Origin of the sequence: Pseudomonas sp. Sample_11, assembly GCF_004307505.1 — a bacterium.
Lineage (GTDB): Bacteria > Pseudomonadota > Gammaproteobacteria > Pseudomonadales > Pseudomonadaceae > Aquipseudomonas > Aquipseudomonas atacamensis.
This window is the reverse complement of record NZ_RCOD01000048.1, coordinates 153,670-179,733: the sequence shown is the minus strand read 5'-3', so window position 1 is coordinate 179,733 and position 26,064 is coordinate 153,670. Positions and strand designations below refer to the sequence as shown.

The following is a 26,064-nucleotide window of genomic DNA, read 5'->3' as shown; positions in this document are numbered from 1 at the left end:
TGGGACAATAGTCAGCGGTAGTTGTTCTGAATCTTTCGAAGTAGGACAATTGCCGGCTTCACGTCACCACCAGCGACCTTGAATGGCCTTCCTTGCACTCGGTATTAACCACAAGACTGCTTCAGTAGACGTCCGCGAGCGCGTGGCCTTTACCCCTGAGCAGCTGGTGGAGGCCTTGCAGCAGCTCTGCCGACTGACCGACAGCCGCGAAGCCGCGATCCTCTCCACCTGCAATCGCAGTGAGCTTTATATAGAACAGGATCAGCTCTCGGCCGATGTCGTGCTGCGCTGGCTGGCCGATTATCACCATCTGAGCCTCGACGAACTGCGCGCCAGTGCCTATGTGCATGAAGACGATGCGGCTGTTCGTCACATGATGCGCGTCGCTTCCGGGCTCGACTCGCTGGTGCTGGGCGAACCGCAGATTCTCGGCCAGATGAAATCGGCCTACGCCGTGGCCCGCGAGGCCGGCACCATCGGTCCGCTGCTGGGGCGGCTGTTTCAGGCGACGTTCAATGCCGCCAAGCAAGTGCGTACCGATACCGCGATCGGCGAGAACCCGGTGTCGGTGGCGTTTGCCGCAGTGAGCCTGGCGAAACAGATTTTCAGCGATCTGCAACGCAGTCAGGCGCTGCTGATCGGCGCCGGCGAGACGATTACGCTGGTCGCGCGCCATTTGCATGAGCTGGGAGTCAAGCGCATCGTCGTCGCCAACCGCACGCTGGAGCGCGCCAGTCAGTTGGCCGAGCAATTCGGCGCTCACGCGGTACTGCTCTCGGACATTCCGGCGGAGCTGGTGCGCAGCGATATCGTCATCAGTTCGACCGCCAGCCAGTTGCCAATCCTCGGCAAGGGCGCGGTGGAAAGTGCGCTGAAGCTGCGCAAGCACAAGCCGATCTTCATGGTCGACATTGCCGTACCGCGCGATATCGAGCCGGAAGTCGGCGAACTCGACGACGTTTACCTGTACAGCGTCGACGATCTCCACGAAGTGGTCGCCGAGAACCTCAAGAGCCGTCAGGGCGCTGCGCAAGCGGCGGAGGAAATGGTCTCGGTCGGCGCCGACGATTTCATGGTGCGCCTGCGCGAACTGGCGGCAGTCGATGTGCTCAAGGCCTATCGTCAACAGAGCGAACGCCTGCGGGACGAGGAATTGCAGAAGGCCCTGCGTCTGCTGGCCAACGGCGGCAACGCCGAAGACGTGCTCGGGCAACTGGCCCGTGGCCTGACCAACAAACTCTTGCATGCGCCCAGCGTGCAGTTGAAAAAGCTGTCTGCCGAAGGCCGCCTCGATGCGCTGGCCATGGCCCAGGAACTCTTTGCCCTTGAGGGCTCACCGGATAGTTTTTCGGATAAAAAACCGCAATGAAAGCGTCACTGCTCAACAAGCTGGACATTCTCCAGGACCGTTTCGAGGAACTGACCGCGCTGCTCGGCGACGGTGAAGTCATTGCCGATCAGGCCAAGTTCCGCGCCTATTCCAAGGAGTACGCCGAACTCGAGCCGGTAGTGGCCGCCTATAAAAAGCTGCTCGGCGTACAAAGCGATCTTGAAGGCGCGCAGGCGCTGCTTAAGGACAACGACCCGGACATGCGCGAAATGGCCGTGGAAGAAGTTCGCGAAGCCAAGGAGTTGCTGGTCACGCTGGAATCCGATCTGCAGCGCATGCTGCTGCCTAAAGATCCGAATGACGGGCGCAACGTCTTCCTCGAAATTCGCGCCGGCACCGGTGGCGACGAGGCGGCGATCTTCTCCGGCGACCTGTTCCGCATGTACTCGCGTTATGCCGAGCGGCGTGGCTGGCGCGTAGAGATCCTCTCGGAAAACGAAGGCGAACACGGTGGCTATAAAGAAGTCATCGCGCGCATTGAAGGCGACAACGTTTACGGCAAGTTGAAATTCGAGTCCGGCGCACACCGCGTCCAGCGCGTGCCGGCCACCGAATCCCAGGGCCGGATCCACACCTCGGCCTGCACCGTGGCGGTATTGCCCGAGCCGGACGAGCGCGAAGCCATCGAGATCAACCCGGCGGATCTGCGTGTCGACACTTACCGTTCCTCCGGCGCTGGTGGTCAGCACGTCAACACCACCGATTCGGCGATCCGCATCACCCACATCCCGACCGGCACCGTCGTCGAGTGTCAGGAAGAACGTTCCCAGCACAAGAACCGTGCCCGGGCGATGGCGTGGCTGTCGGCAAAACTCAACGATCAGCAGAACGCAGCGGCAGCCAACGCGATTGCCAGTGAGCGCAAGTTGCTGGTCGGCTCCGGTGATCGATCCGAGCGTATCCGCACCTACAACTACGCCCAGGGCCGGGTCACCGACCATCGCGTCAACCTGACCCTGTATTCCCTGGATGAAATTCTCGCCGGTGGCGTCGAAGCCGTGATCGAGCCGCTGCTGGCCGAATATCAGGCTGACCAGCTCGCAGCGATAGGTGAATAAATGACCATCATCGCCAGCCTGTTGCGCGCTGCCGAGTTGCCGGACTCGCCGACTGCGCGTCTGGACGCTGAATTGCTTCTCGCCGCCGCACTGGGCAAGTCGCGCAGCTTCCTGCACACCTGGCCCGAGCGCATCGTGCCGAGCGAGGCTGCGCTGACCTTTGCCGAGTATTTGCAACGCCGCCGCAGTGGCGAGCCGGTGGCTTACATTCTGGGCCAGCAGGGCTTCTGGAAACTCGATCTGGAAGTCGCGCCGCACACGCTGATCCCGCGTCCCGATACAGAACTTTTGGTAGAGGCAGCCCTTGAGCTGCTGCCGGCAACCCCGGCCAAGGTCCTCGACTTGGGCACCGGCAGTGGTGCGATTGCTTTGGCTTTGGCCAGCGAACGCCCGGCGTGGAAAGTCACCGCCGTGGATCGTGTGCTTGAAGCCGTGGCCCTGGCCGAACGCAACCGCCAGCGTCTGCACCTGAACAACGCCACGGTGCTGAACAGCCATTGGTTCAGCGCCCTTGAAGGCCAGCGCTTTCAACTGATCATCAGCAACCCGCCGTACATTGCCGCCGCCGATCCGCATCTGGTCGAGGGCGATGTACGCTTCGAACCGGCCAGTGCGCTGATCGCCGGTGAAGATGGCCTCGACGATCTGCGCCTGATTGTTGCGCAGGCGCCGGATCATCTTGAAGCCGGCGGCTGGCTGATGCTCGAACACGGCTATGATCAGGCCAAAGCCGTGCGTGACCTACTGCTCACTCGTGGCTTTGCAGAAGTCCACAGCCGCACCGATCTGGGCGGCCATCAACGCATCAGTCTGGGGCGCCTGCCGTGCTGAATGATCAGGAATTGCTGCGCTACAGCCGGCAGATTCTGCTGCAACACATCGACATCGACGGGCAGCTGAAGCTCAAGGCCAGCCGCGTGCTGATCGTCGGCCTTGGCGGTCTCGGTGCGCCGGTGGCGTTGTATCTGGCGGCAGCGGGCGTCGGCGAGTTGCATCTGGCGGATTTCGACACGGTCGATCTGACCAACCTGCAACGGCAGATCATTCACGACACCGACAGTGTCGGCATGTCCAAGGTCGACTCGGCGCTCAAGCGCCTGGGCGCGATCAATCCCGAAATTCAACTGGTCGCCCATCGTCAGGCGCTGGACGCCGATTCCCTCGCCGCAGCGGTAGCGGCGGTGGATCTGGTGCTCGATTGCTCGGACAACTTCTCTACCCGTGAGGCGGTCAACGCCGCCTGTGTTGCCGCGCGCAAGCCATTGGTCAGCGGCGCGGCGATTCGTCTGGAAGGGCAGCTGTCGGTGTTCGATCCACGGCGTGCCGAAAGCCCTTGCTACCACTGCCTGTACGGACACGGCAGCGAAGCCGAACTGACCTGCAGCGAGGCCGGCGTGGTCGGGCCGCTGGTCGGTCTGGTCGGCAGCTTGCAGGCGTTGGAAGCGTTGAAGGTGCTGGTCGGCTTTGGCGAGCCATTGGTGGGGCGTTTGTTGCTGATCGACGCTCTGGGTTCGCGCTTCCGTGAGCTGCGGGTCAAGCGTGATCCGGGCTGCAGCGTCTGTGGCGCGCGCCATGCGTGAAGCGCCGATCGGCGTGTTCGATTCCGGGGTCGGCGGCTTGTCGGTTCTCGGCGAAATCCAGCGCTTGCTGCCCAACGAATCGCTGCTTTACGTCGCCGATTGCGGGCACATTCCTTACGGCGAGAAAACCCCGGAATTCATCCGCCAGCGTTGCAGTGCGATGGCAGGATTTTTTCGCGAGCAGGGTGCCAAGGCTTTGGTGCTGGCCTGCAACACAGCGACCGTGGCCGGTGTGGCCGATCTGCGTCGTGATTTCCCGGACTGGCCGATTGTCGGCATGGAACCGGCGGTCAAACCGGCCGCAGCGGCCACGCGAAGCGGCGTGGTTGGCGTCCTGGCCACGACCGGCACGTTGCAGAGCGCGAAGTTTGCCGCGTTGCTCGATCGTTTCGCGGCTGACATGAAAGTCATCACCCAGCCTTGTCCGGGACTGGTCGAACTGATCGAAACGGGTGATCTGCACAGCGCCGAATTACGCACTTTATTGCAAGGTTACGTCGCTCCATTGCTGGCGCAAAACTGCGACACAATCATTCTTGGCTGCACCCATTATCCCTTCCTCAAGCCGTTACTCAGGTCGATGATCGCCGACGATGTCAGCCTGATCGATACCGGAACTGCCGTAGCCCGGCAGTTGCAGCGCTTGCTCGCCGAGCGTGATCTGCTGGCGCAACGTCCGAGCCAGCCGGTGAAGTTCTGGACCAGCGGCGATCCGCAATCCCTCAGAAAAATCCTACCCTTGCTGGGCCAAACTGCGTCGAATGTGCAAAACTTCGACTTGTAAAAAAAATGTGAAATAACTAAAAAAACGCTGAACTTCTGACCAAGCGCGGATTTCTATAGCGACAGCAGCAACTAAAAACCAAACGATCGTTCCGGAAAAGGAAGTTTCAAAGTGAAGCGACTATTCTGCTTGGCCGCGATTGCGGCCGCACTGATGGGGCAAAGCATTTCTGCACAAGCCGCTGGCGTTGAATTCGCCGTCGGCGGTACCAGCGATTCGACAATGACGTATCGCTTAGGCATGAATTTCGACTGGGACAAGAGCTGGCTGCAGAGCGACGTGGGTCGCCTGACCGGCTACTGGAGCGGTGCCTACACGTATTGGGAAGGTGACAAGACTTCCAGCAACAACAGCCTGTCGTTCTCGCCTGTATTCGTTTACGAGTTTGCCGGCCAGTCGGTCAAACCGTACGTGGAAGCGGGTATCGGCGTGGCGTTCTTCTCCAACACCGAATACGAAAGCAACAACCTGGGCGGCTCCTTCCAGTTCGAAGACCGCATCGGTGTCGGCCTGCGCTTCAACGGCGGCCACGAAGTCGGCATCCGCGCCACGCACTACTCCAACGCCGGCCTGTCCAGCGACAACGATGGTGTAGAAAGCTACGCGCTGCATTACACAATGCCGCTGTAACAAAGATCAAAAGATCGCAGCCTTCGGCAGCTCCTACATGGGAATGATGTCTCCTGCAGGAGCTGCCGAAGGCTCGGGCCGCGATCGGACGATCTTTTGTTTTTGAATCAACGGTAGGCTGTCGCAATACCCCGGCGCTCTTCGATGCACTCCGGCGCGCCCATTTCAAACTCGCGGCAAATCAGCGGGCGTCGTTCATAGATCGTGCACATCATGCTGTCGCGATCCAGCGCCGCGCACCAGCCGTCGTCCAGACGCAGCATCACTTCACCGCCCCATTCATCGGTATCGATAAAGCGATCAGGCACGCCGGTGTCGGTGATCAGCATCACTTCGAGCTGGCAGCAGCACGCCGCACAGGTCGAGCAGGTGACCGCCGGTTCGGCAATTTGGGTGTGGGGGATGGTTTTCATCGTGGCAGTGTAAGGCAGTGATCGCTGTGAGTGTGAAAGCGCTGACGGACGCTCACGGCGCCAAACGCCGCGCCATCAAATGCAACAGTGGGAACAAGCCTGCCCAGAGCAGCCCGATCAAGATCAGCGTGGGGATATCGCCATAGGGAAATTGCACGCCGGCCAGCCGTCCGCCAGCGTAGTACGACAATGCGCCGCCTACCGCGCCAAGTGCGCTGGCCAGCCACCATGGCCGCGCGCTCCAGGCCAGGCAGTGGCGCAACGTGGTGGCGAGCAGCGCCCAGAGCAGCATCAGCCACAGCGGAATCAGCGGTGAGGCGTCTGCAAAGCGGAACACGTCGAGGTAACGCAAGACGCTGTCCACCGCCGTGCCGACAATCACCACGCACAGAATCAAACGACCTTCTGCCGCCCAACTGCTGATCCAGCGCAGATGAATCACCAGAGCCGCCACCGCCAGCAGCAGCCACAAACTGTTGCCGCCGAGCACGCAGGCCAGCCAGCCGAGCTGAAACAGCACGGCATTGGCGATTCGCTCACGCATCGAAGCGCCCGAGCAGGGGAGCGGTCATCGCCGCCGGTTTGGCCAGCAGCAATTGCGCGGTGCCAATGGTGCGTTCGAGGAATCCGCCCTCGCAGTAGCACAGATAGAACTCCCACAGGCGCAGGAAATAATCGTCGTAGCCCAGTTCGCTCAGGCGACCATGGGCGAGGCGAAAGTTCTCGTGCCACAGGCGCAGGGTCTTGGCGTAATGCAGGCCAAAATCTTCCATGTGCAGCAGGTTCATGTCGGTTTCGCGGCTGACCACATCGAGCATCTTGTGCACCGAGGGCAGTGCGCCGCCGGGGAAGATGTAGCGCTGGATAAAGTCGACGCTGCGCTTGGCCTGTTCGTAGCGTTGCTCGCGAATGGTGATCGCCTGGAGCAGCATCAGGCCGTTGCTCTTGAGCAACTGCGCGCATTGCTTGAAGTAGGTCGGCAGGAACCGATGGCCGACCGCTTCGATCATCTCGATCGACACCAGTTTGTCGTACTCGCCGCTGAGGTCGCGGTAGTCCTTGAGCAGCAGGGTGACGCGATCCTGCAAGCCGAGTTGTTCGATGCGCTTGGCGGTGAACGCGAACTGCTCTTTCGACAGCGTCGTAGTGGTCACGCGGCAACCGTAATGCTGCGCTGCGTACAGGGCCATGCTGCCCCAACCGGTGCCGATTTCCAGCAGGTGGTCGCTGGGCTTGAGCGCGAGTTTCTGGCAGATGCGTTCAAGTTTGTTCAGTTGCGCCTGTTCCAGGGTGTCGCTCGGCGAAAGGAACTGGGCGGCGGAATACATCATGGTCGGGTCGAGAAACTGTTCGAACAGTTCATTGCCGAGGTCGTAGTGCGCGGCGATGTTTTTCTGCGAACCCTTGCGCGTGTTGCGATTGAGCCAATGCAGGCCTTGCACGAAGGGCCGGCCCAGACGCGCCAGGCCACCTTCCATGGCATCGAGTACATCGAGATTGCTGACGAACACGCGCACCACAGCAGTCAGGTCCGGCGAACTCCAATAGCCGTGGATGAATGCTTCGCCGGCGCCGATCGAGCCGCTACTGGCGACCATGCCCCACAGGGCCGGGTCGAGTACATGGACTTCGCCGAGCAGAGCACTGCCCGGGGTGCCGAAAAGCATTTGTTCGCCATCCTCGACGACCATCAATTGTCCGTGTTTGAGCTGGGCCAATTGGCGCAACACGCCACGGCGCAGCAGCGAGCCGGTCAAACCGTTGGTGCTGAAGCGACCGAGCGGCAGGCTAGAGGATTTCATGGTGCGGCTCCTTCGGAGGCACAGTGGCGGTTTTAAAGCTGCCGTCGGCAGCCTGGTGAGGGAAGATCGGCGCGCGCTTGAGCAGCAGTCGCAGTGCTTGCCAATAAATCGCCAGAGCGGTTTTTGCGGTCATCCACGGAAAGCGCCGCAGGTAGCGATGCAGGCTGCGACGATCGAGCGGTTCACGGCGCAGATTGAGCGTGGCGTCGAACAGTTTCTCGTTGCCCTGCCAATCGGCCATGTGCACGCCGAGGCTTTGCGCAGCGGGGCTGAAGCTCATGCGGTATTCGAGGTCGCGGGGCAGAAACGGCGAGACGTGAAACGCCTTGGCCACAGCGAAATGCTGATGGAAATCCACCAGGCTGGTCGGCGTCTGCGCCGGCAGCACATAGTGATAACGCTCGCGCCACGGCGTGTTGGTCACTTCACAAACGATCGCCGCCAGTTGCCCGTCGGCTTCATGGCAGTAGAAGAAACTCACCGGATTGAACGACAGCCCCCAGCTGCGCGGCTGGGTCAGCAGGCATACCGCGCCTTGTGGCTCATGACCGATGGCTGCGCCGACCTGCTGACGCACGGCGTCGATCAGGCGCATGCCCTTGCCGGTGAAGGCTTTCAGGTAATCGGTTTCGCGAAACGAGAACGGCGCAAAGCGGCTGCGCCCGGCCAGTGGCGACAGGGCCAGCACGGCATCCTGCTCGCTCAGATCGAGATAGAGCAGGCCGATGCGGTAGCGGAATTCGTGGCGGCGCGGCGAAAAACGTCGGTGGCCGATGACGCCGCTGTACAGAGCGCTGTTCACAGGGTTTCACCGAACGCGGCGGCTACGCGCAGCCCGCTGACCACGCCATCTTCATGAAAGCCGTTGGCCCAGTAGGCGCCGCAATAATGCGTGTGCTGCTCGCCGTCGAGTTCGCCCCAACGGTTTTGCGCGGCCGCTGCGGCGAGGGTGTATTGCGGGTGGGCGTAGGTATAGCGGGCCAGCACTTTATCCGGGCTGATGCCGGCAGTCTGGTTGAGGCTGACGCAGAACGTGGTGTCGCTCTCGATGCCCTGCAGAATGTTCATGTTGTACGTGACCGCCGCGCGCGTATGGCCGGCGCCGCCGAGGCGATAGTTCCAGCTGGCCCAGGCCAGTTTGCGCGTTGGCAGCAGGCGCGTGTCGGTGTGCAGCACGACGTCGTTGTCGGCGTAGAGCAGGGCACCGAGAATCGAACGCTCGGCGTCGCTCGGGTTGGCCAGCAGGTTCAGCGCCTGATCGCTGTGACAGGCGAACACCACTTTGTCGAAATGTTCGAGGCCGGCCGGGCTGTGGATAACTACGCCGTGCTGGTTGCGCTCGACGCGCTTGACCGGGCAGTTCAGGCGGATCCTGTCGCTGAATGAAGCAGTCAGCGGCGCCACATAGGCACTGGAACCGCCTTCGATGACCTGCCACTGCGGACGATCGCTGACTGAGAGCAGGCCATGATTCTTGAAGAAACGCAGGAAGAATTGCAGCGGGAAATTGAGCATTTCCGCCATCGGCATCGACCAGATCGCCGCGCCCATCGGCACGATGTAATGCAGGATGAAACGCTCGCCGTAGCCGCCAGCCTTGAGGTAATCATCGAGGGTGGTGTCGGCGGCGATGCGCAGTTCGATCAGGTCGCGCTGGGCTTCTTTGTTGAAGCGCAGAATGTCGCGCAGCATGCCCCAGAACCCCGGCGACAACAGATTGCTGCGCTGGGCGAACAGGCTGTTGAGGTTGTTGCCGTTGTATTCCACGCCGGTGTCCGGGTCGGTTACCGAAAAGCTCATTTCGGTCGGCTTGAACGCCACGCCAAGCTGGTTGAGCAAGCGAATGAAATTCGGATAGGTCCAGTCGTTGAACACGATGAAACCGGTATCGATGGCGAACGATTGCCCGGCCACGCTGACCGGTACGGTGTGGGTATGGCCGCCGACCCAGTCACTCGCTTCGAACACGGTGATGTCGTGGCGGCGGTTCAGCAGGTAGGCGCAGGTGAGCCCGGCGATACCGCTGCCAATTACGGCGATTTTCATATCGGGTCCCGCTGCGGTGGGTTCTTGCGCACCATGCGTTTGCCGATCGCCAATTGCGCGCGGGCGGGCAGTTTCGACAGCGGCCACAGCGCGGCCATGAACAGTCCGGGGAAGGCAATTTCCAGCGGACGGTCCTTGAGTTTGGCGAAGATGTGCCGCGCCGCTTTATCCGCAGGCCAGCTCAGCGGCATCGGGAAATCGTTCCTCTCGGTCAGCGGCGTTTCGACAAAACCCGGGCTGATGATGGTGACTTCAATGCCTTCATCCGCCAGATCGATGCGCAGCGATTCGAATAGGTAACGCAGCCCGGCCTTCGATGCGCCGTAGGCTTCGGCCCGTGGCAGCGGCAGGTAAGTCACCGAGCTGGCCATGCCGACCAGATGCGGCGCGGTGCCTTTGCGCAACAGCGGCAGGGCGGCTTCGATGCAATAGCTGCTGGCGAGCAGATTGGTGCGCACCACGTGCTCGATGATCGAGGAATCGAACTGGCGCGCGTCGACATATTCACAGGTGCCGGCGTTGAGAATCACGCTGTCCAGCGAACCCCAGGCCTCGGCGATCTGCTCACCGATTTCGCGCACGGTCTGACTGTTGGTCAGATCGCCGGGCACCACCAGCACCTGGCCCGGGTAACGCTGGGACAAAACCTTGAGCGGCGCGGCCGAGCGCGAGCTGACCGCCAGGTGCGCGCCGCTTTTCAGAATGTCCTCACACAATGCTGCACCGATGCCACTGCTGGCGCCGGTCAGCCAATACCGCCGTGGAGGTGTACGACTCATCCCATTCTCCTTTTCAGCCAGGCAATCGCCCGGCCCAATATTGGCAAGTGTTCATACAGCAGCGCCCCGGCATCGAAATAATCCCGATGGCGATAAACCTTGTCGCGCCAGAGCAGGTGCGAACAGCCACCGACCCTGATTTCCCGACCGTTGGCCAGGCGCGGATGGCGATAACTCATGACCCAGCGCAGGTAACCCTCACCTTCGCGGATCTGGTCGAAACCATGAAAATCGAAACGCAGATCGCTGACGTTGGCGTACAGCTCACTGAAGTAATCCCGCAGTTGTGCCAGGCCCTGAACTTCGTGCAGCGGATCGGTGAAATGAATGTCGTCGCTGTACAGCTCGCCGAGGCGATGCAGGTTGTCTTTGTTCAACCCGGAAAACTCGCGGGCGAAGCTGCGCAGGAATTCACTCATCGCTGCCGCCCACAGGCTGGCGCGACGGCAGGTTCTTGAACGCCGTCAGCGCACGCTCGCGTGAAGTGCTGAGATTAACGATCGGCGGCGGATAATCGGCCACGCCGAACAGTCCTCCGGCTGCCGCCGGATTGTGCACTTCCTTCTTGTTGAGCCGGGCCAGTTCCGGCAACCAGTGCTTGATGAACACGCCTTCGGCATCGAATTTTTCCGACTGGCTCAGCGGGTTGAAGATACGGAAGTACGGCGCCGAGTCGGTGCCGGTCGACGAGCTCCATTGCCAGCCACCGTTGTTGGCCGCCAGGTCGCCGTCGATCAGGTGGCGCATGAAAAAGCGTTCGCCCTCGCGCCAGTCGATCAGCAGGTTTTTGGTCAGGAACATCGCCACGACCATGCGCAGGCGATTGTGCATCCAGCCGGTTTCCAGCAGTTGGCGCATCGCCGCGTCGATGATCGGCAGTCCGGTGCGTGCCTCCTGCCAGGCCTTGAGTTCTTCCGGCGCATCGCGCCAGGCCAGCGCCTCGGTTTCCGGGCGGAAGGCGCGATGCCGCGAGACGCGTGGATAGCCGACCAGAATGTGTTTATAGAACTCGCGCCACAGCAGCTCGTTGATCCAGGTCACTGCGCCGACCTTGCCGCTTTCGAACTCGCCCTGATTGCTTTGCAGTGCAGCGTGCAGGCACTGGCGTGGCGAGATCACCCCGGCGGCGAGGTAGGCCGACAATTGGCTGGTGCCGGGTTTGGCCGGGAAGTCGCGTTCGCTGCGGTAGTAGTCGATCTGCGCGTCGGTGAAGGTGTCGAGGCGGCGCCGCGCCTCTTGCTCGCCGGCCGGCCACAAGGCGCGCAGGGATTCGCTCGGCGTGGCGAAGCCTTTGACCGCCTCGGGAATTGCGTCACTTTCGATATCCAGCGCGGCCTGTTTGCCCGGTGCTTTGATCAATGCCGGCATCGAGCGGTGCAGGCGTTCGTAGCAGACCTTGCGGAACTGACTGAACACCTGGAAATAGGTGCCGGTCTTGGTCAGGATCGTGCCGGGTTTGAACAGCAACTGATCCAGATAGCTGTGGAATTCGATGCCCTCGGCCTGCAACGTTTCGGCCACGGCTTCATCGCGGCGGCTTTCGTGAACGCCGTATTCCTCGTTGACGTGCACCGCCTCGATCTTCAATTGCCGGCACAGCTTGAGCAGTTCTGCTGGCGCCTGATCCCAGTGCGGTGCGTTGCGAATCAACAACGGGATGTTCAGCGCGCCGAGGCTCTGACTCAGTTCGCGCAGGTTGCGCAGCCAGAAATCCACTTTGCACGGCGCATCGTCGTGCTCCAGCCATTGCTGAGGACTCAACAGATACACCGCCACGGCCGGGCCGCGCGCTGCGGCCGCCGCGAGGGCAGTGTTGTCATGTTGGCGCAAGTCGCTGCGCAGCCAGATCAGTTGCATGTGATTAAACCCATCATCAAATCAATCCGCGCTCGAGCAGCGCCTGGTGTGCGGCAAGCGGATCTTCAGCCAGGAACAGGTCGGCGGTCTGGGCGGTGCGTGCGGACAACTCGGTGTGGTGAATGTGCACCGTGGGGCCAGCAATCAAGGTCGGGCAATTGACGTTCGCCAACAGCTTGGGCAACTGCGCCAGTTGCATGGCTTTGCTCGAATACAGCAGCACGCCACGGGCTTGCAGATGCTCGACGGTCAGCGCCAGTTCACCGGCCGGCAGTGGCCAGTCGAACACTTGCACCGGGCAATCGGCACTGCTGATCAGCCATGCGCACAGCCACAGATGTGGCTCCAGCGGCAGGTCGGAATGATTGATCAACAGCAGCGGCGCCGAATGCAGCTGGCGGTTGTTATGGTAGATGCGTGCGCCGAATTTGCTGCGCAACCAGGAAAAGAAAAACGTCCGTTCCATCTGTGCGCCGAACTGGCCCTGCCAGCGCTGTTCGAGCTCGGCCAGCAGCGGCATCAGCAATTGCTCGCACAACGTCCGTGGCGGATACAAGGCGATGGCCTGATTGACGCTGTCATCCAGCGCGTGCTCATTGAGCGAGGTGACCGCCGACAGCAACGTCTGATGCAGACGCTGCCAATCGTTTTCCACGGTTTCCGTGAAGGCCTGCGGCGCATCGAGCAGTGGCTTGACCTGGCTGACCGCAACGCCACGGTTGAGCCAAGTGAGGATGGCCATGATTCGCTGCACATGTTCAGCGCTATACAGTCGATGGCCCTTGGGCGTGCGCTGGGGCACCACCAGGCCGTAGCGACGTTCCCACGCGCGCAGGGTGATGGCGTTGACGCCGGTCTGCCGCGCGACTTCGCGAATCGGCAACCAGCCCTCGTCGAGGGCTTTCTTGAAGTCGGCGCCGAGGTCTTCCCGGGCGCTGCTGTCGGTTTTATCGTTCATTAGATCGCGTTTCGCAGACTGAGGTTTTCCGGATGCGGCTGCAGGTAAACCTGCTGCGCGATGTACGGGTCCGGATGGAGTCGAAAATGGTGTTTGAGCAGCGTCAACGGCACCACCAGCGGCACGATGCCCTGGCGGTACTGGCCGATGATCTGCTGCATTTCCTGTTTGTCTTCGGCGCTCAGCGATTGTTTCAAATAACCGCTGAGGTGCAGCAGCACGTTGCAATGGGTGCCGCGCGTGGCGCATTTCTTCAGCGCGGCCATCAGCTCGCTGAAGTAGCGCGGGCCGAGCTCGGCGGGATCGCTGTCAGCCATATTGCCGAGCATCTTGCCGAGGTTTTTGTATTGCAGCGGGTTGTGCGCCATCAGCAGGTACTTATAGCGCGAATGGAATTCGGTGAGGGCGCGGCGGCTCAGGCCTTCGGCGAGCACTTGTTGCCAGGCGCTGTAGGCCAGGACGCGGGTGATGAAGTTTTCCCGCAGCACCGGATCGTTGAGGCGCCCGGCTTCTTCCACCGGTAGATCCGGATGTTGGGCACAGAATGCCTGCGCATAGATGCCACGTCCGCCACCGTTCACTGGCGCGCCGTTGTCGTGATAGACCTTGACCCGTTCCAGCCCGCAGGATGGCGACTGCTGCATGAAGATGTAGCCGGACAGGTCCTGCAACTCGGCGGCCATTTTCTCGCCGTATTCGGCCAGCGGCCTGGTGACGTTGATGGTCCGGTCGACGGTGCCGACGGCCTCGGGTTGTTCAGGGTCGCCGACCAGCCGAATCGGCTCACGGGGAATGCCCATGCCGATGGCGACTTCCGGGCACAGCGGGACGAAATCGAAATATTCGGTGAGGGTACGGCTGCATAGCCGCGATTCCTTGTGCCCACCGTTGTAGCGCACTTCTTCGCCCAACAGACAGGCGCTGATGGCGATCTTCGGCTTGGACAGGGAAGCAGTAGACATGAGCACCTCGAATCTATACCTGTACAGAGAGTTATCTCTGTACAACTTTTCCTCAGCATAGATCGATGGATGTACAAGTCAAATGATTTGTATAAGATTTTTGTGCGGCGTTGATCTGTGGGAGCGAGCCTGCTCGCGAAAACAGTGGGGCAGTCGACGAATTCGAATCTGATACAGCGCTTTCGCGAGCAGGCTCGCCACCCCAAGGGAAATCTATTTCCAGCCGAGTAACCAGAGCTTGCTGTCTTTCAGCACCTGCCAATCCAGTCGCTCGCTACGCTGGGTCAGCACCGCCTGCAATTCAACTTCCAGCACCGTACCTTCCTCGTCGCGGATCAGTTCGGTGACCAGAAAATGTTTTTCGCGATTTTGCGGGTGGGCTGCTGTCCACTTCGACAGCAGCAATTTGCGCGGATTGATGCGATTCATTGCAGGTGTTCGTGCAAGCGACGTGCAGCCTCCTGACCACTGAGCCAGGCGCCTTCAACGCGGCCCGACAGGCACCAGTCGCCACAGGCGTACAAGCCCAGATCGACATCGGCCAGTGTGGTCCATTCATGGCCAGTGGCGGGGCGGGCGTAGAGCCAGCGGTGGGCGAGGCTGAAGGTCGGCGCAGGCATGGCGCTGTGCAGCAGTTCGGCGAAAGCACCGTGCAGATGCTCGATCACCGCCTCCTTGGAGAGGTCGATGTGTTGCCGGCTCCAGGCGCTGGTTGCATGCAGCACCCACGTGTCGAGAGTGCTGTCGCGCCCGGGTTTGCTGCGGTTGCGCGCCAGCCAGTCGAGCGGGCTGTCCTGCACGAAGCAGCCTTCGATTGGCGTATCCAGCGGGGTTTCGAAGGCGAGAGCGACGGCCCAGGTCGGCTCCATTTTCACCCCGGCAGCGACGCCGGCAAGTTTCGGCGCGGCGGCGAGCAGCGCGGTGGCTTGCGGTGCCGGTGTGGCGATCACCACATGGCTGAAGGGGCCGTGGGTGCAGCCGTCGGCATCCTGCAGATGCCAGTGCTCTTCGCCGCGATAGACCTCGGTGATGCGGCAGGCAAACTGCACGTCCAGGCCATCGAGCAAGCCACGGGTGATGGCGCTCATGCGCGGCGTGCCGACCCAGCGGGTCTGCTCGTCCGGCGACATGTTCAGTTGGCCGCCCTGGAAGGTGTACAGCTGCGGCGCCCACTCGGCGGCCCAGCCCCGGCTCTGCCAGCGCTGCACTTCGGTGACGAAGCGCCGGTCACGCGCGGTGAAGTATTGAGCGCCCAAGTCCAGCGAGCCGGCGTCGCTGCGCTTGCTCGACATGCGCCCGCCGCTGCCGCGGCTTTTATCGAACAGTTGAACGGTATGCCCGGTCTCTGTCAGAGCCTGAGCGGCGGAGAGCCCGGCGATGCCGGTGCCGATGATTGCGATAGGTACAGTCATAGGGGCCTCGTTTACCTTTCTGTACAGACTACGCCGTCGATCAAACCTGTACAATTCTGTTTTTTGGTATAACTTCTAGCGTTCTCGTTCTGACAGCTTGGCCTATTGTTAAACCATAGAGCCTGCCCGATCGAAAAGATCCCTGCCTATAAAAATAGACTAGTGATCCGGGTTAAACGCCACGCGAGGAAGATGTCATGCACATATTGCTGACCGGCGGTACTGGTTTGATCGGACGTCAGCTCTGCCGGCACTGGCTGGAGCAGGGCCATCGGCTGACGGTGTGGAGTCGCCGCGCGGAAAAAGTCGCGCAGATCTGCGGCGCGCAAGTGCGCGGAATTTCGCGTCTGGAGGACCTCGGCGAAGAGCCGCTGGATGCGATCGTCAATCTCGCCGGTGCGCCGATTGCCGACCGCCCCTGGACTCATCGCCGTAAGGCGTTGCTGTGGAGCAGCCGCATCACCCTGACGGAAACGCTACTGGCGTGGCTGGAAACTCGCGCGCAGAAACCGTCGCTGCTGATTTCCGGCTCGGCGATCGGCTGGTACGGCGACGGTGGCGAACGCGAGTTGACTGAAGAATCACCGCCCGGCATCGACGACTTCGCCAGTCAGTTGTGTATCGCCTGGGAAGAAACCGCGCTGCGTGCCGAGAACCTCGGCATCCGCGTGGTGCTGGTGCGAACCGGTCTGGTGCTGTCGGCCGAGGGCGGCTTTTTGTCGCGGCTGTTGCTGCCGTTCAAGCTCGGGCTGGGCGGGCCTTTGGGCAATGGTCGGCAGTGGATGCCGTGGATTCACATCGACGATCAAATCGCCCTGATTGATTTTCTTCTGCACCGGAATCAGGCCAGCGGTCCTTATAATGCCTGCGCGCCGAAACCTGTGCGCAACCGTGAATTTGCCAAGACCCTGGGCAGTGTGTTGCACCGCCCGGCGTTCATGCCGATGCCGACCCTGGCGCTGAAGGTCATGCTCGGCGAGCTGTCTCTGTTATTGCTTGGCGGCCAGCGCGCGACGCCGGCACGCTTGCTCGAAGCGGGGTTCGCTTTCCGCTTTACGGATTTACGCGCGGCTCTGGATGATCTCTCCAGCCGCCTCTGAAATAGGACGTTGCATGACCGATCACGCTTTGCTTCTGGTCAACCTGGGTTCTCCGGCCTCCACCTCGGTGGCCGATGTGCGCAGCTACCTCAATCAATTTCTGATGGACCCCTACGTGATCGACCTGCCATGGCCGCTGCGGCGGTTGCTGGTGTCGCTGATCCTGATCAAGCGTCCCGAACAATCGGCACATGCCTATGCCTCGATCTGGTGGGAAGAGGGCTCGCCGCTGGTGGTGCTCAGCCGCCGCTTGCAGGAGCAGATGACCCGGACGTGGAAACACGGCCCGGTGGATCTGGCGATGCGTTATGGCGAGCCGTCGATCGAAACCTGTCTGCTGCGTCTGGTCAAAGCGGGACATAAGAAGATCACGCTGGCGCCGTTGTATCCGCAGTTCGCCGACAGCACCACGACCACCGTGATCGAAGAAGCCCGGCGCGTGCTGCGCGAGAAGAAACTCGACGTGCAGTTGTCGATCCTGCAACCGTTCTACGATCAGCCGGAATACATCGAGGCACTGGCCGCCAGCGCGCGTCCGCATCTGCAGCAGGATTACGATCATCTGCTGCTGAGCTTTCACGGCTTGCCGGAGCGCCATCTGAGCAAGCTCGACCCGACGGGCAACCACTGCCTCAAGGGCGCCGATTGCTGCCAGACCGCCTCGCCGGCGGTATTGGCGACCTGTTATCGCGCGCAGTGTTTCCGTACCGCCGCCGCCTTCGCTAAAACCATGGGGCTGGCGGACGGCAAATGGTCGGTGTCGTTTCAGTCGCGCCTGGGCCGGGCGAAATGGATCGAGCCGTATACCGAAGCGCGGCTGGATGAACTGGCCAAAAGCGGGGTGAAAAAGATTCTGGTGATGTGCCCGGCGTTCGTCGCTGACTGCATCGAGACGCTGGAAGAAATTGGCGATCGCGGTAGGGAACAGTTCCGCGAAGCGGGGGGCGAGGAGTTGCTGCTGGTGCCGTGCCTGAACGACGACCCGCAATGGGCCAAGGCGTTGGCCACGCTCTGCGAACGAGCGCCGCTGGCCCTCTGAGCAAGCCCGCTCACACAGTGATCGTTCCCACGCTCTGCGTGGGAATGCAGCCCGTGACGCTCCGCGTCACTGGACGCGGAGCGTCCCTTGAGGCATTCCCACGCGGAGCGTGGGAACGATCATTGCGGGGGGTTAAATCAGTGGCTCATCCGCCTTCTTCTGCTTCCAGCCGTCATTGCCCGGCAGGATCAGGTTCAGCGCAATCGCCACCACCGCGCACAGCGCGATGCCTTTGAGGCCGAAGTCATCAGGACCGGTGCCGGTGCCGACCAGCACGCCGCCGATACCGAACACCAGCGTCACCGAAACAATCACTAGGTTGCGCGCTTCGCCCAGGTCGATCTTGTGACGGATCAGGGTGTTCATGCCCACCGCTGCGATCGAACCGAACAACAGGCACAGGATCCCGCCCATCACCGGCACCGGAATGCTCTGCAGCAGCGCGCCGAACTTGCCGATGAACGCCAGGGTGATGGCGAAGATCGCCGCCCAGGTCATGATTTTCGGGTTGTAGTTCTTTGTCAGCATCACCGCGCCGGTCACTTCGGCGTAAGTGGTGTTGGGCGGGCCGCCGAACAGGCCGGCGGCGGTGGTGGCGATGCCGTCACCGAGCAGGGTGCGATGCAGGCCCGGCTTCTTCAGGTAATCGCGACCGGTCACGCTACCCACGGCAATCACGCCGCCGATGTGCTCGATCGCCGGGGCCAGCGCCACCGGAACAATGAACAGAATCGCCTGCCAGTTGAACTCCGGCGCGGTGAAGTGCGGCAGAGCGAACCATGGCGCTGCAGCAATTTTCGCTGTGTCGACCACGCCGAAATAGAACGACATGGCAAAACCCACCAGCACGCCGGAAATGATCGGCACCAGACGGAAGATGCCTTTGCCGAACACCGCCACGATCAGCGTGGTCAGCAGCGCCGGCATGGAAATCATCATCGCCGTCTGATAGTGGATCAGTTCAGTGCCGTCACCGGCCTTGCCCATCGCCATGTTCGCGGCAATCGGCGCCATGGCCAGGCCGATGGAGATGATCACCGGACCGATCACCACTGGTGGCAGCAAACGGTCAATGAAGCCGGTGCCTTTGATCTTCACGGCCAGGCCGAGGAAGGTGTAGACGAAACCGGCTGCCATCACCCCGCCCATGGTCGCGGCGAGGCCGAACTGGCCCTTGGCGAGAATGATCGGCGTGATGAAGGCGAAGCTCGACGCGAGGAAGACCGGCACCTGACGCCCGGTGACGATCTGGAACAGGATCGTCCCCAGACCCGCGGTGAACAGTGCCACGTTGGGGTCCAGGCCGGTGATCAGCGGCATCAGCACCAAGGCGCCGAAGGCCACGAACAGCATCTGCGCGCCGGACAGCACCGTGCGCCAGAGCGGATCGTTGAACTCTTGCTGCATGGTTACGCGTCCTTCTGCTTGGTGCCGAAGATCTTGTCACCAGCATCGCCAAGCCCAGGAATAATGTAGCCGTGCTCGTTCAAACGTTCATCGATGGACGCGGTGTAGATGGTCACGTCCGGGTGCGCCTGTTCGACGGCAGCAATGCCTTCCGGCGCGGCCACCAGGACCATGGCACGGATGTCGCGGCAACCGGCCTTTTTCAGCAGATCGATGGTGGCAACCATGGAGCTGCCGGTGGCGAGCATCGGGTCGATGATCATCGCCAGGCGCTCGTCGATTTCCGGTACCAGTTTTTCCAGATAGGTGTGCGCTTGCAGGGTTTCTTCGTTGCGGGCAACGCCCACAGCCGAGACCTTGGCGCCCGGGATCAGGCTGAGCACGCCTTCGAGCATGCCGATACCGGCACGCAGGATCGGCACGACGGTGATCTTCTTGCCGGCGATCTTCTCCACCGACACGGTGCCGCACCAGCCGGCAATGTCGTAGGATTCGAGCGGCAGATCTTTTGTAGCTTCATAGGTCAACAGGGCGCCGACTTCCTGAGCGAGCTCGCGGAAATTCTTGGTGCTGATGTCAGCGCGGCGCATCAGGCCGAGTTTATGACGGATCAGCGGATGGCGGATCTCGAGGATGGGCATGGGAAAGGCTCCGGCGGCGGGCAAAAAAACCGGCCTAGATTAATCTATCCGAGGGTGATGTCCTATAGGACATTCTGTACGTTAGTCCATAAGAGCTTGATTCGACCTCGCGGGATGCGTACCTTTGCCCGCTTTTCCAATTCCGCCAACCCCTGGAGAGCGCCATGTCCGCTGATCTCGAGCATATCCGTCAAATCATGCGAGAGGCTGACTGCCTGTACACCGAATCTGAAGTCGAGGCGGCCATCGCCCGCGTCGGTGGACAAATCAACGAACAACTGGCTGACAGCAATCCGGTGGTGTTCTGCGTGATGAACGGCGGCCTGATCTTCTCCGGCAAACTGCTGACGCATCTGCAATTCCCGCTGGAAGCGTCCTACCTGCACGCGACCCGTTATCGCAACGAAACCAGCGGCGGCGACCTGTTCTGGAAAGCCAAGCCGGAAGTCTCGTTCATCGACCGCGACGTGCTGATCATCGACGACATCCTCGACGAAGGTCACACCCTGGGCGCGATCATCGACTTCTGCAAACACGCCGGCGCGCGCAAAGTGCACACCGCCGTGCTGATCGACAAGGATCACGACCGCAAGGCACGTCCTGACCTGAAAGCCGATTTCGTCGGCCTGCCATGCATCGACCGCTACATCTTCGGTTATGGCATGGACTACAAGGGCTACTGGCGCAACGCCAACGGGATTTACGCCGTTAAAGGCATGTAAGAACCTGCATTGCCCCCTGTGGGAGCGAGCCTGCTCGCGAAGGCGTCGTGTCAGTCAGCATCATTGAAAACTGACACACCGCTTTCGCGAGCAGGCTCGCTCCCACAGTTGTTTTTGTGTGTGCTGATCCTTGCGCGACAGCCATGCTAGAGTGCTCGGCCCCGCCCTCCGGAGCCTGTCATGCGCCTCTTGATCTGCAGTCTCGCCGCCCTGTTGCTGTCTCTCAGCCTGCCGCTGTCCGCCGCGCCGATGCACAGCCAGTTCCTGCCGCCGGACGATCTGACCCTGCGCGACGCTGAACCCGAGCAGCAGCAACTGCTGCAGGTCAGCGAGTATTCGGTGGTGGTCGGTGCGCAGCGCCAGTCCAATCAGCAGCCGATTCCGGTCACCTCATCCTTGTTGATCCGCCTCAAAGGCAAATCGCTGAACAAGGGCGCGAGCATTTCTCAGGTGCTGGTGAGTTTCGACGGCGAAAGCAAAAGCCTGAAAAAGCCGGCCTACGATGACAAAAGCAAAACCCTGACGCTGTTCTATCCGCTCGCTCAATACCGCGTGGTGATGGATCTGTTGCGCAATGACACGGTGTATGTGCAGTTCCTCAGTTATGCCAACGGCCATATCTGGGCCGATTTGCACACCGGGGCGATTCGTCCGCGTTGAGCCGGGCGGTCGGGCAGGGGTAAACTGCCCGCCCCGTGTCATGTCTGCGAGCTGGAGTCGGCAATGCGTAAAGATAAGAAACAAGTGATTGGTGACGAGATCAGCGATGAGCAGATCAAGCCGTTCCTCGATTTTGAGCCGGTCGACGCCACTTCGCCGTCGCTGCACAAACTGATCAAGGCCTATCGCGGTTTGCGCATCGATGACTTCGAGCGCTTTCTGGGCTTCTTTGTTGCGGCGGGTTATGACGTCGATGGCAAGGATGAGCAGGGCAAGACCTTTGTTGACCTGATCGCCGATCAGCGCAACGCCCCGGACTACATCGAGCTGATCGAAAAGTCCCGCGGTTAAGGGCAAAAGACAAGATCAAAAGATCGCAGCCTTCGGCAGCTCCTACATGGGATTTATGTTGGCCCTGTAGGAGCTGCCGAAGGCTGCGATCTTTTGATTCTGGCGTCCATAAAAAACGCCCCGATCGGGGCGTTTTTTATGCCGCAAGATCAAGCGAAGCTTGGTGTCTCGCTGCTTTCTTCAACCAGTTCCAGGGCGATGTTGTTCTGCGTGTTGATCTTGCGATACAGCGCAGCATCGGTTTCCAGAACCTTTTCACGGGCCGGGAAGATCTCCGCCAGTTTGCTTGCCCACTCGCCGGACGCCTTGGCCGGGAAGCACTTCTCGATCAGCTCGAGCATGATCGAAACGGTCACCGACGCACCTGGCGATGCGCCGAGCAGGGCAGCGAGGGAGCCGTCCTTCGCCGCGACCAGTTCGGTACCGAACTGCAGGATGCCGCCCTTTTTCGGGTCCTTCTTGATGATCTGCACCCGTTGGCCGGCCACTTCCAGGCGCCAGTCTTCGGCTTTCGCCTGCGGGTAGAAACGGCGCAGGGATTCCAGACGCTGTTCCATCGACTGCATCACTTCGCTGACCAGGTACTTGGTCAGGTCCATGTTGTTTTTCGCCACCGCCAGCATCGGCCCGATGTTACCGGCGCGCACCGACATCGGCAGGTCCATGAAGGAGCCATGCTTGAGGAACTTGGTGGTGAAACCGGCGTATGGCCCGAACAGCAGGGATTTCTTGCCGTCGACGACGCGAGTGTCGAGGTGCGGCACCGACATCGGTGGCGAACCCACGGCCGCTTGGCTGTAGACCTTGGCCTGGTGGTGCTTGACCACTTCCGGGTTGTCGCAACGCAGCCACTGGCCGCTGATCGGGAAGCCGCCGAAGCCTTTGCTTTCTTCGATGCCCGAAGCCTGCAGCAACGGCAGGGCCGCGCCACCGGCACCGAGGAAGACAAACTTTGCGTCGACTTCGCGGGTGTTGCCGTTGTTGACGTCCTTGATGCTGACGGTCCAGCCGGCGCCGTTACGCTTGAGGCCGGTCACGCGCTTGCAGTATTTGACCTGGGTGTCCGGAGCACTGCTCAAATGCTTGAGCAACTGATTGGTCAGGGCGCCGAAGTTGACGTCGGTGCCGTTCATTACGCGGGTGGCGGCGAGGACTTCGTCGGGCGAGCGGCCCGGCATCATCAGCGGCATCCACTCGGCCATCTTGCCCTTGTCTTCGGTGTACTCCATGTCGGCAAACGCGTGGTGCTTGCTCAGGACATTGAAGCGCTCCTTGAGGAACGACACACCGCTTTCGCCCTGAACGAAACTCAGGTGCGGAACCGGGCTGATGAAGGATTTGCACGAGCCGAACGTGCCTTTCTTGGTCAGGTACGACCAGAACTGCTTCGACACCTCGAACTGGGTGTTGATGTGCACGGCTTTCTTGATGTCGACGCTGCCATCGGCAGCCTGCGGGGTGTAGTTCAGCTCGCACAGGCCGGCGTGACCGGTACCGGCGTTGTTCCACGGATTGGAACTCTCGGCGGCGCCGGAATCCATCAGCTCGACGACTTCCAGCTTGATCGCGGGGTCGAGCTCTTTGAGCAGTACGGCCAGGGTGGCACTCATGATGCCGGCCCCTACCAGAACTACGTCGACTGCTTCGTTATGCGCCATTTAACGCGTCTCCCAAATCTGCAGCACCAAATTGTCGGCATGGCTGCCAGGCGTTCCAGGGCAGGTCAGTGGGCCCGGGCTATCCGTGGTCAGGTGGGCCATGTCCGAATCTTCGCAATTTTTCGCAACTTCGACGGATGCGTGCGGCCTGGTTTCAAGCGTTCCATGAACGCATTTTCACGCAGGGCTGGCAATTCGACTTATGGTCGAGTCATCCGTTTTCGTGCAACCAAATCCGTAGCGGACAGGCTTCAGGCTCCGATGTTCGAGGTATACCCGGTCCTGTGTCGTTGGGCTGTTTCAGACGCTAATGGTGCATGTTCAGACGCAAAACTATTCATTTGCTCGCCACACTCTTGTGAAGTTGTGAAAACCCGTTTTTTTCACGCTCTTTTGAAGACGTGAACCTCAAAAAAGGGCTGCCTTGGCCTGGCACCTGCCCGCTAGGGCAAAACAACGCGGTGGCCGAGCGAATGACAGCTCTGCAGATTCGCGAAAAGCGGGTTTTTGCCGGAAGAACAGGCAAGCGCGCCAACTTCACTCGATCTGTGTGGGCGGCTCTCTGTGGGCGATTTTGATGTCGATGCATGCGCATTGACGCTGTTGCGGGGCCCGATCAGGAGACGTCCTTATAATCGGGGGGAGATTGTAGCGAAGAAATGCGCGCAGTTGCTCGTGTTTAATGACTTTTATTAGGCATCCGGTCAGATGCTCAACTGCACCTGACCCCGTGCGCGCATTTGTCGCGGTACGACCCGGGCGCTGGCGGGCAGCGGCTGGTTCAACCAGGTCAGGCGTATTTCTTCAATTTCCACCCAGCCGTCGCCCATCGGTTGCAGGCTGCACTGCTTGAAGGCCTGGCAGCGGCCGTTGCGGTCGAGCAGGGCAAAGCTGCGATGCAGCGGGCGTGGGGCGAACAGCGAGATCAGATAACGCATGGCAGAGTTCCTTGAATGAGGACTGCTTTGAAGCTTGTCGGCAAGCCATGACGCCAGAGTGTATGGACGGTGAAGAATGTGTGACAGGAACCGCTTTCGGCGGGGTTTGTCTGACATTGCAGTATTCACTGTGCGGCGCTGGTTACGCGCAGTGGCCCACCGCTATACTGCCGGCCTGTTTGTGCCTGATTCTGGAGAGAAGAGCATGTTGCAACGCCTGTTGTTCGGTTTGATCACTGTCGCCGGTTTGACCCTCGCCGGCTGCGCCCACAGCCCGCAACAACTGAATCCGGAGCCGAAGCTGACCACGCAACTGCCAGCGGTCGGTCGCGGCCAGCCTGTCATCGTGCGTGTGGTCGACGGTCGTCCGTCGCCAACCCTCGGCACCCGTGGCGGTCTGTACCCGGAAACCAGCGCCATCACCGTACAGCGCGAGCAGATCCTGCCCAAGCTGCAGGCCCAGGCCGAAGCCGCCGTACGTTTGCTCGGCTTTACCCCGACCACTAACGCACCCAACGCGCCGCAGCTGACCGTGACCCTGGCCGAGCTGAAATACCAGTCGCCGAAAGAAGGCATGTACGTGACCGAAGCCACCATCGGCGCGACCTTCCGCTCCGACGTGCAGAACGCCAACCGCCGTTACAGCGGCCGTTACGGTGCGTCGCTGGACCAGCGCTTCGGCATGGCGCCGAATCAGGAGACCAATACCAAACTGGTCAGCGATGTATTGAGTGACGCACTGACGCGTCTGTTCAAGGACCCGACCGTGGGTCAGGTGCTCGCTGAGTAAGTTTGCAGCGAACGTGAAAAAGCCCGGGGCCAGTGATGGTTCCGGGCTTTTTTGTGGATCTGAGATTTGTGTCGTATGGGAAATCGATTCCCCTCACCCCAGCCCTCTCCCGAGGGAGAGGGAGCCGATCGCGTGTGCTTCAAAACCTGAGTTCGGCGCGGTATCTCATGTCGGAGCATCTACCGCAAACACCTCGGTCAGTCCCCTCTCCCCAAGGAGAGGGAGCCGATCGCGTGTGCTTCAAAACCTGAATTCGGCGCGGTATCTCATGTCGGCGTATCTACCGCAAACACCTCGGTCAGTCCCCTCTCCCTCTGGGAGAGGGCTAGGGTGAGGGTGCTTTTGACGTTCAGGCAGCCTGGGAATAGAAATCAAGCACGCTCACGCCGGTCAGCAAATCGGTCTCGGGCAAGTCCGCATGCTGATGCCCGCCCAGCGCGCAATACACCAGCCAATGCCGGTCCTGCACGTTGAAGGCGAGGCTGCCGACCAGGCTTTGCTGGTCGTCGTAAGGAGTGATGAGGTACAGGCGATCCTGGTTTTCCGCGTGCAGCATGTCGCATTCCATTCGGGTTTCGAGGCGCGCAGGGTGAAGCATCCACGTGACGATGCCATGACACAGGACAGCCATCGGTCGATTGTCAGGTTATTTGTCGCAAAGGCTGGGGCAGGGCGTCAGGGTTTGGGTAGAATCCGCGCCGCGGTCGTCGGTCTGGCGTCTGCCACACCGGTTAAGTTCGAGGTCTGTGATGTCGCTGCACTTGATGACGCTGTTTACCGCCCATCCCGCCAAGTTGATCAACCTGCTGGCCTTGCTCCTGGCCTTTCCGGGCAGCTGGCTGCTGCACGCGACCCGCCGCCGAGAGCAGCGCGCCCAGGCCAGTCTCGCCGCCCAGCGCCAGGCGCAGCCGAATGCCGAGCCGATGCTCGATTGGGCGACGTTGCGCATGAACCGGTTTTTCTATCGTTTTGGTTTTGCTTGCCTGGGGCTTGCGTTGATCGTCTCCTGGATCAGCACCCGCTTTTAAAAAGCAAAGATCGCAGCCTTCGGCAGCTCCTACAGGATGTACATCATTCCCATGTAGGA

30 protein-coding genes and 1 pseudogene are annotated in these 26,064 nt (G+C 61.0%); 14 read left to right on the top strand and 17 right to left on the bottom strand.

All coding sequences use genetic code 11. The annotated features are described in order from the left end of the window. Positions 1-82 precede the first annotated feature (82 nt). From hemA to D8U60_RS12515, 6 genes are all read left to right on the top strand, one after another. Positions 83-1,369: a glutamyl-tRNA reductase gene (gene hemA / locus D8U60_RS12540; protein WP_016773209.1), complete on the top strand. Its 1,287-nt coding sequence runs from the start codon at positions 83-85 to the stop codon at positions 1,367-1,369. Beyond that, positions 1,366-2,448 carry a peptide chain release factor 1 gene (gene prfA / locus D8U60_RS12535; protein WP_016773210.1) on the top strand — a complete coding sequence of 361 codons (1,083 nt, stop codon included), beginning with the start codon at positions 1,366-1,368 and terminating at the stop codon, positions 2,446-2,448. Before hemA ends, prfA begins: the two co-directional genes overlap by 4 nt. Further along, the gene (gene prmC / locus D8U60_RS12530) at positions 2,449-3,279 is read left to right on the top strand and encodes a peptide chain release factor N(5)-glutamine methyltransferase (protein WP_130900221.1); all 831 of its coding nucleotides are present in this window, start codon (positions 2,449-2,451) and stop codon (positions 3,277-3,279) included. Next, on the top strand, positions 3,273-4,028 hold the full coding sequence (locus D8U60_RS12525; RefSeq protein WP_130900220.1) for a molybdopterin-synthase adenylyltransferase MoeB: 756 nt from the start codon (positions 3,273-3,275) through the stop codon (positions 4,026-4,028). Before prmC ends, D8U60_RS12525 begins: the two co-directional genes overlap by 7 nt. Next, positions 4,021-4,812: a glutamate racemase gene (murI, locus tag D8U60_RS12520; RefSeq protein WP_130900219.1), complete on the top strand. Its 792-nt coding sequence runs from the start codon at positions 4,021-4,023 to the stop codon at positions 4,810-4,812. The genes D8U60_RS12525 and murI overlap by 8 nt, the downstream gene beginning before the upstream one ends. Positions 4,813-4,923: 111 nt before the next feature. Continuing rightward, complete coding sequence (locus tag D8U60_RS12515) at positions 4,924-5,442, top strand: acyloxyacyl hydrolase (RefSeq protein ID WP_016773213.1); 519 nt, start codon at positions 4,924-4,926, stop codon at positions 5,440-5,442. Between the two features lie 107 nt (positions 5,443-5,549). Here D8U60_RS12515 and D8U60_RS12510 read toward each other — a convergent pair whose 3' ends face one another. The 12 genes from D8U60_RS12510 to D8U60_RS12455 form a co-directional block, all read right to left on the bottom strand. Next, positions 5,550-5,855, bottom strand: coding sequence for a YkgJ family cysteine cluster protein (locus D8U60_RS12510; RefSeq protein WP_024014290.1), 306 nt, complete (start codon positions 5,853-5,855; stop codon positions 5,550-5,552). Positions 5,856-5,907: 52 nt separating this feature from the next. After that, positions 5,908-6,399 carry a DUF2878 domain-containing protein gene (locus D8U60_RS12505; protein ID WP_130900218.1) on the bottom strand — a complete coding sequence of 164 codons (492 nt, stop codon included), beginning with the start codon at positions 6,397-6,399 and terminating at the stop codon, positions 5,908-5,910. After that, entirely contained in the window at positions 6,392-7,657 is a 1,266-nt protein-coding gene (locus D8U60_RS12500; protein ID WP_016773216.1) for a cyclopropane-fatty-acyl-phospholipid synthase family protein, read from the bottom strand. The genes D8U60_RS12505 and D8U60_RS12500 overlap by 8 nt, the downstream gene beginning before the upstream one ends. Then, entirely contained in the window at positions 7,644-8,459 is an 816-nt protein-coding gene (locus tag D8U60_RS12495; RefSeq protein WP_122706681.1) for a DUF1365 domain-containing protein, read from the bottom strand. Before D8U60_RS12495 ends, D8U60_RS12500 begins: the two co-directional genes overlap by 14 nt. Then, entirely contained in the window at positions 8,456-9,703 is a 1,248-nt protein-coding gene (locus D8U60_RS12490) for an FAD-dependent oxidoreductase (RefSeq protein WP_016773218.1), read from the bottom strand. Before D8U60_RS12490 ends, D8U60_RS12495 begins: the two co-directional genes overlap by 4 nt. Then, positions 9,700-10,482, bottom strand: a complete 783-nt coding sequence (locus D8U60_RS12485) for an SDR family NAD(P)-dependent oxidoreductase (RefSeq protein ID WP_016773219.1) — start codon at positions 10,480-10,482, stop codon at positions 9,700-9,702. The genes D8U60_RS12490 and D8U60_RS12485 overlap by 4 nt, the downstream gene beginning before the upstream one ends. After that, positions 10,479-10,901: a nuclear transport factor 2 family protein gene (locus D8U60_RS12480; protein ID WP_073473500.1), complete on the bottom strand. Its 423-nt coding sequence runs from the start codon at positions 10,899-10,901 to the stop codon at positions 10,479-10,481. The genes D8U60_RS12485 and D8U60_RS12480 overlap by 4 nt, the downstream gene beginning before the upstream one ends. Beyond that, the gene (gene phrB / locus D8U60_RS12475; protein WP_130900217.1) at positions 10,894-12,339 is read right to left on the bottom strand and encodes a deoxyribodipyrimidine photo-lyase; all 1,446 of its coding nucleotides are present in this window, start codon (positions 12,337-12,339) and stop codon (positions 10,894-10,896) included. Before phrB ends, D8U60_RS12480 begins: the two co-directional genes overlap by 8 nt. Before the next feature lie 16 nt (positions 12,340-12,355). Continuing rightward, positions 12,356-13,297, bottom strand: a complete 942-nt coding sequence (locus D8U60_RS12470; RefSeq protein ID WP_130900216.1) for a MerR family transcriptional regulator — start codon at positions 13,295-13,297, stop codon at positions 12,356-12,358. After that, complete coding sequence (locus D8U60_RS12465) at positions 13,297-14,259, bottom strand: DUF523 and DUF1722 domain-containing protein (RefSeq protein WP_041479992.1); 963 nt, start codon at positions 14,257-14,259, stop codon at positions 13,297-13,299. Before D8U60_RS12465 ends, D8U60_RS12470 begins: the two co-directional genes overlap by 1 nt. Positions 14,260-14,472: 213 nt before the next feature. Continuing rightward, on the bottom strand, positions 14,473-14,688 hold the full coding sequence (locus D8U60_RS12460) for a TIGR02450 family Trp-rich protein (RefSeq protein WP_016773224.1): 216 nt from the start codon (positions 14,686-14,688) through the stop codon (positions 14,473-14,475). Beyond that, positions 14,685-15,671: an NAD(P)/FAD-dependent oxidoreductase gene (locus tag D8U60_RS12455; RefSeq protein WP_122880673.1), complete on the bottom strand. Its 987-nt coding sequence runs from the start codon at positions 15,669-15,671 to the stop codon at positions 14,685-14,687. Before D8U60_RS12455 ends, D8U60_RS12460 begins: the two co-directional genes overlap by 4 nt. Positions 15,672-15,868: 197 nt before the next feature. Between D8U60_RS12455 and D8U60_RS12450 the strand changes: the two genes are divergently transcribed. Both D8U60_RS12450 and hemH read left to right on the top strand, forming a co-directional pair. Beyond that, positions 15,869-16,771, top strand: coding sequence for a TIGR01777 family oxidoreductase (locus D8U60_RS12450; protein ID WP_130900215.1), 903 nt, complete (start codon positions 15,869-15,871; stop codon positions 16,769-16,771). 13 nt (positions 16,772-16,784) lie between these two features. Beyond that, positions 16,785-17,810: a ferrochelatase gene (gene hemH / locus D8U60_RS12445; protein WP_130900214.1), complete on the top strand. Its 1,026-nt coding sequence runs from the start codon at positions 16,785-16,787 to the stop codon at positions 17,808-17,810. Positions 17,811-17,942: 132 nt separating this feature from the next. On the opposite strand, the gene D8U60_RS12440 is transcribed toward hemH, so the two are convergent. After that, complete coding sequence (locus D8U60_RS12440; protein WP_016773229.1) at positions 17,943-19,217, bottom strand: uracil-xanthine permease family protein; 1,275 nt, start codon at positions 19,215-19,217, stop codon at positions 17,943-17,945. 2 nt (positions 19,218-19,219) lie between these two features. Beyond that, positions 19,220-19,858, bottom strand: coding sequence for a uracil phosphoribosyltransferase (gene upp / locus D8U60_RS12435; protein ID WP_024014279.1), 639 nt, complete (start codon positions 19,856-19,858; stop codon positions 19,220-19,222). A 164-nt stretch (positions 19,859-20,022) separates the two neighbouring features. Here upp and D8U60_RS12430 point away from each other — a divergent pair, with 164 nt between their 5' ends. The 4 genes and pseudogenes from D8U60_RS12430 (at position 20,023) to D8U60_RS12415 (ending at position 21,591) form a co-directional block, all read left to right on the top strand. After that, complete coding sequence (locus D8U60_RS12430) at positions 20,023-20,580, top strand: hypoxanthine-guanine phosphoribosyltransferase (protein ID WP_130900213.1); 558 nt, start codon at positions 20,023-20,025, stop codon at positions 20,578-20,580. Positions 20,581-20,589: 9 nt separating this feature from the next. Then, positions 20,590-20,691, top strand: a pseudogene (locus D8U60_RS27870) (metal ABC transporter ATP-binding protein); the annotation flags it as partial. 69 nt (positions 20,692-20,760) lie between these two features. Then, positions 20,761-21,240 carry a hypothetical protein gene (locus D8U60_RS12420; protein ID WP_016773232.1) on the top strand — a complete coding sequence of 160 codons (480 nt, stop codon included), beginning with the start codon at positions 20,761-20,763 and terminating at the stop codon, positions 21,238-21,240. Positions 21,241-21,303: 63 nt separating this feature from the next. After that, a complete protein-coding gene (locus D8U60_RS12415; RefSeq protein ID WP_130900212.1) occupies positions 21,304-21,591 on the top strand; it encodes a PA4642 family protein in 288 nt (95 codons plus the stop codon). A gap of 149 nt (positions 21,592-21,740) precedes the next feature. Here the strand turns inward: D8U60_RS12415 and mqo are convergent, their stop codons facing one another. Beyond that, a complete protein-coding gene (gene mqo / locus D8U60_RS12410; protein ID WP_024014277.1) occupies positions 21,741-23,249 on the bottom strand; it encodes a malate dehydrogenase (quinone) in 1,509 nt (502 codons plus the stop codon). A gap of 704 nt (positions 23,250-23,953) precedes the next feature. Beyond that, entirely contained in the window at positions 23,954-24,187 is a 234-nt protein-coding gene (locus tag D8U60_RS12405) for a hypothetical protein (RefSeq protein ID WP_016773235.1), read from the bottom strand. Positions 24,188-24,392: 205 nt separating this feature from the next. Between D8U60_RS12405 and D8U60_RS12400 the strand changes: the two genes are divergently transcribed. Beyond that, complete coding sequence (locus D8U60_RS12400; RefSeq protein ID WP_024014276.1) at positions 24,393-24,977, top strand: YajG family lipoprotein; 585 nt, start codon at positions 24,393-24,395, stop codon at positions 24,975-24,977. Positions 24,978-25,326: 349 nt separating this feature from the next. Here the strand turns inward: D8U60_RS12400 and D8U60_RS12395 are convergent, their stop codons facing one another. Continuing rightward, on the bottom strand, positions 25,327-25,533 hold the full coding sequence (locus D8U60_RS12395) for a hypothetical protein (protein ID WP_016770662.1): 207 nt from the start codon (positions 25,531-25,533) through the stop codon (positions 25,327-25,329). Positions 25,534-25,726: 193 nt separating this feature from the next. On the opposite strand from D8U60_RS12395, the gene D8U60_RS12390 reads away from it, so the two are divergent. Next, positions 25,727-26,005 (top strand): hypothetical protein, encoded by a 279-nt coding sequence (locus tag D8U60_RS12390; RefSeq protein WP_016770663.1) that lies wholly within the window; start codon positions 25,727-25,729, stop codon positions 26,003-26,005. Positions 26,006-26,064: the final 59 nt, after the last annotated feature.